Annotated in this window: 5 protein-coding genes and 1 pseudogene; all 6 read right to left on the minus strand. The window is 67.6% G+C overall.

Going from position 1 to position 4007, the window contains the following annotated elements; all coding sequences use genetic code 11:
- A partial coding sequence (locus ACCC94_RS28350) for an amidase family protein (RefSeq protein WP_413352919.1) occupies positions 1–506 on the minus strand: 506 nt, incomplete at its 3' end.
- A 96-nt stretch (positions 507–602) separates the two neighbouring features.
- A complete protein-coding gene (locus ACCC94_RS28355) occupies positions 603–1184 on the minus strand; it encodes an alpha/beta hydrolase (RefSeq protein WP_413352920.1) in 582 nt (193 codons plus the stop codon).
- Positions 1185–1301: 117 nt separating this feature from the next.
- Positions 1302–1955: a gamma-glutamylcyclotransferase gene (locus tag ACCC94_RS28360; protein WP_413352921.1), complete on the minus strand. Its 654-nt coding sequence runs from the start codon at positions 1953–1955 to the stop codon at positions 1302–1304.
- Positions 1956–2430: 475 nt separating this feature from the next.
- On the minus strand, positions 2431–2832 hold the full coding sequence (locus ACCC94_RS28365) for an ExbD/TolR family protein (protein WP_413352922.1): 402 nt from the start codon (positions 2830–2832) through the stop codon (positions 2431–2433).
- Position 2833: 1 nt separating this feature from the next.
- A complete protein-coding gene (locus tag ACCC94_RS28370) occupies positions 2834–3550 on the minus strand; it encodes a MotA/TolQ/ExbB proton channel family protein (RefSeq protein ID WP_413352923.1) in 717 nt (238 codons plus the stop codon).
- Between the two features lie 49 nt (positions 3551–3599).
- A pseudogene (locus ACCC94_RS28375) lies at positions 3600–3886 on the minus strand (energy transducer TonB); the annotation flags it as partial.
- Positions 3887–4007: the final 121 nt, after the last annotated feature.

Below are 4007 nucleotides of genomic sequence, written 5' to 3' on the forward strand. Positions count from 1 at the left end.
GGCCCGTAGCCGGCGGCGGCAGCCGAGGCGGCGCCGGCGCTGGAGCCGCCCGGGTTCATGCGCAGGTCCCAGGGGTTGCGCGCCAGTTCGTGGAAGCTGGAGAGGCCGGAGGAGAGCATGCCGAAGTCCGGCACCGTGGTCTTGCCCAGCAGGATCGCGCCGGCCTCGAACATCCGCGCGGCGGGCGGTGCATCACTGGTGGCGGGTTGCAGGAGGGTGGCGGCGCTGCCCTGCGGGATCGGGTCGCCGCGGGTGGCGATCAGTTCCTTGATGGTCACCGGTACGCCGTCCAGTTCGCCGCAGGGCGCGCAGCGGATCCAGCGCGCCTCGGAGCGCCGCGCCTGCTCCATCGCGCGCTGCGGATCGAAGGCGAAGAGCGCGCAGAGCTGCGACTCCCAGCGGTCGATGTGAGCGATCAGGTGCTCCAGGTACTCGACGGGGGACAGCTGGTGCGAGCGGTACAGGGCCAGCAGTTCGACGGCGGACAGGTCGTGCAACGGTGGCATGGCGGTCTCCGGCGTGGGGCTATGCCTCACCCTAGCCGAATCCGTGCCGCGATGGGATAGGCGCGGACGTCACACCGCGCGCCTTCATGGATGGGATCAGGCGCGCTGGCGCGATTGCTGGTCGATCAGGTACTGCAGGCGATACAGATGACGGTAGCCCGATTCCCAGGCGCCGTGGCCGGATTTCACATTGATATGGCCGGCGGAGGGCAGGATCACCGTCTCGGCGCCCCAGACGCGGCCGAGGATCAGCGCGCGCTGCGGGCTGCAGGCGGCGTCGTTGTCCGAACCCACCAGCACGGCGGGGAAGGGCAGCGTCTGGGTGGCGATGGGAGCAAAGTTGCGCAGGGCTTCGTGGCAGGTTTCCCGCTCCACGTCGGCTGGAGCGACCAGCAGGGCGCCGGCGACCTGGGCGAGGACGCGGCGGTCAGCGCGGGCCGCCCAGGAGGCGACGGTGACGCAACCCAGGCTGTGGGCGATCAGCACCACGCGCCCCGGTTCACGGCGGATCTCGCGGTCCAGTTCGGCGACCCAGTCGTTGTGCTGCGGGGTGATCCAGTCCTGCTGCTGCACCCGCGCGGCGTTCGGCAGGGCGCGCTGCCAGTGGCTCTGCCAGTGGGCGTCGTCGGAACCGTGCCAGCCCGGCACGATCAGGTAGCGGATGCGTTCATTGCGCATGGATCGGCCCTCTCGAATCGTCATGAAAGACATTCTAGGGAGGGTTTTAATATACGTTAAGGAATAAGAAATTCTTTGCTTATGCAGTATTTCAACTAAGCAAACGGCTATAAGCGCTTATTCCTGCATTCGCCGCAGCGGGCAGCAACGAGCGAGGATGCCTTCCAGGTTGAGGTCGGGCATGGCGTATTCACGCAGGGCGCGCGCCGTCTGCTCGACGTACTCGCGGGTGGTGCCGAAGTGGCCCTGGGCGCTGTCGAGCACATGCTGGACGATGTTGTCGGGCAGGGAGCCGGCGTAGCTGGGCAGGTGGCGCTCCAGGACGAAGCCCAGGGCGCGCACGCGGCTGCCATCGTCGAGGCGGCAGTTCAGCCATTCCGGGCGGTAGGAGGCGTAGGGCATCTCCCGCTCCCAGAGCGCGTAGAGGTTGGCGTCGAGGTTGTCATCGGGCAGGCGGAAGGCAAAGCCGGCGCAGGAGCCGCCGCGATCCAGGCCCAGCACCAGGCCCGGCGCTTCCGGGGTGCCGCGGTGGGTGAGGGACCACAGGTAGAGCCCGCGATGGTAGCCGTGCACCCGCGCACGGCGCGCCTCGGCCACCGGGAATTCCGGGCGCCAGATCAGCGAACCGTAGGCGAACAGCCACACCGGGCCGGCGCCGTGTTCGCTCATGGTGATATCGAGCGAGGCGCGCAGCTGATCGGCTGTGAAGCGTTCCGGCACCCCCAGTGTCGGTGGATAGAACGGGCCTTCCGAAGCGGGAGACGATGTCATGCGGTACCCCTCAGGTCTCCAGACTGTCATCAACTTAGTAGAACTGCGGCGGCCACGGAAGGGCCTGAAAGGCATAGGTTTATTGCCAGGGCGGGGCGGACGACGAACGGCGGGTGATTTGGCCGGCGCAGGGGCCACCTGCGCTCTGGTAGGGCGCATAACGCGCCAGCGTTATCCGCCGTGGGGCATGCGGCGGATAACCCGTTCCGGGTTATGCGCCCTACGGTTCTGTGGCCTGCCCGGCGAACGTAGGAGCGGACTCCGTCCGCGATCGATTTCCGGCGGCTCGGAGCTGGCCGATTGGGCATCGCGGACAGAGTCCGCTCCTACGCGAGCAACAGCCGTCGGCGCGAAGCGCGGGAATAAAAAAAGGCCGCTCACCCCTGCCTGAGTATTGGGAGAGCGGCCTTGAAGCTCGGTACGTTGTGGAGGTCCCTTTCTACACCCGCTCTGTTTCAGGTGTCTTACAGGGGCCTCAGCGCGCGGTGATCACCGCCAGCTTGGTAATGCCCGCCTTCTCGATGGAGGCCATGGCCTTGGCCACCTGGCCGTAGTTCACGGTCTCGTCGGCCTGCAGTTGCACGCGGACCTCGGCATCCTTGGCCTTGGCCGCCGCCAGGTTGCCCTGCAGCAGCTCGGGCTGGATCTCGTCCTTGTTGATGAACCACTTGCCGGCGCCGTCGATGCTGACCACCAGCGGGTCCTTCTGCTCCGGCGGGGCGACCGACTCGGTCTTGGGCAGGTTGATCGGGATGGCATTGGTCAGCAGCGGCGCGGTGACGATGAACACCACCAGCAGCACCAGCATCACGTCCACCAGCGGGGTCACGTTGATCTCGGAGAGAACCTCGTCGCTGTCCTGAGTCGAGAAGGCCATGTCAGCTCGCCTCCTTCACGCTGTTGCCGGCAGCCGGTTTGCGCGCGGCGGTGGGCAGGGCGACGACGCGGAAGGCACTCTTCTGCGCGAGGCTGTAGAAGTCGTGGGCGAAATCGTCGAGGTCGGCTGCGGTGAGCTTCAGGCGACGCAGGAAGTAGTTGTAGACCAGCACCGCCGGCACGGCGACGGCGATACCCACGCCGGTGGCGATCAGCGCGCTGCCGATGGGGCCGGCGACGGTTTCCAGGCTGGCCGAGCCCGCGGCGCTGATGCCCTTGAGCGCTTCCATGATGCCCCACACGGTGCCGAACAGGCCGATGAAGGGCGAGGTGGAACCGATCGAGGCGAGCACCGCCAGGCCCGATTCCAGGGAGCGGCGCTCACGCTGGATCTGCTGGCGCAGGGCGCGTTCGAGGCGGTCCTGGTGGTTGATCGACTGGGCGAGGTCCGGCTGACCGTTGTCCTGCACCTGGATGGCGGCGAAGCCGGCCTGGGCGACGCGGGCGCCGGCGCCGGGCTTGCCAGCGGCCTGGTCACCGGCCGATTCGAGGCTGGTGGCGCTCCAGAACTGCTTCTGGAAGCGCTTGTCCTGGGACTTCTGGCGGGTGAACTGGACGCCTTTCACCAGGGCCAGGGCCCAGGTGACGACGGAGAAGCCGACCAGCAGCCAGATGACTGCGCCTTCGACGGATTCCAGGGGGTTAAGGGGCAGACTCATGGGTGTTCTCCTTCCGCGGTTCTCGTGCGGCTGATCTGGGCAAGTTGAATCAATGCAATTTGAAATCGATGGGTACGCTGACCCAGCCGTCCTGGGCCACGTCGCCGCGCTTGGCGGGGACGAAGCTCCAGCGTTTCACTGCGCGCACCGCGGCATCGTCCAGGGCGTCGCGGCCGCTGCTCTTCTGCACCTGGATCTCGCTCGGGCTGCCGCTGGCGAGAACGTGCACACGCAGCAGCACGGTGCCTTCCCAACCACGGCGCTGGGCCAGGGGCGGGTATTCCGGCGCCGGGTTCTTCAGATAACCGGCGCTGGCCGAGGGCGGCGTCCTGCTGCTGCATGGCCTGCTGGACCTGCATGCCCATCACCCAGGCGTAGATCACCCGGGCGGCGGCCACCAGCAACAGGCCGTGGATGGCGATGCGCAGGGCAATCGGCACGCGGCGCTGGCGCAGGG

This window comes from Pseudomonas sp. Pseusp97 (assembly GCF_047304025.1).
In the GTDB taxonomy this organism is placed as follows: Bacteria; Pseudomonadota; Gammaproteobacteria; order Pseudomonadales; family Pseudomonadaceae; genus Pseudomonas.

Bases quoted from the DNA above. Each gene is read 5' to 3' on its own strand.
- ACCC94_RS28365 (WP_413352922.1), bottom strand. From the start codon at position 2,832: ATGGCCTTCTCGACTCAGGACAGCGACGAGGTTCTCTCCGAGATCAAC.
- ACCC94_RS28355 (WP_413352920.1), bottom strand. From the start codon at position 1,184: ATGCGCAATGAACGCATCCGCTACCTGATCGTGCCGGGCTGGCACGGT.
- ACCC94_RS28360 (WP_413352921.1), bottom strand. From the start codon at position 1,955: ATGACATCGTCTCCCGCTTCGGAAGGCCCGTTCTATCCACCGACACTG.
- ACCC94_RS28370 (WP_413352923.1), bottom strand. From the start codon at position 3,550: ATGAGTCTGCCCCTTAACCCCCTGGAATCCGTCGAAGGCGCAGTCATC.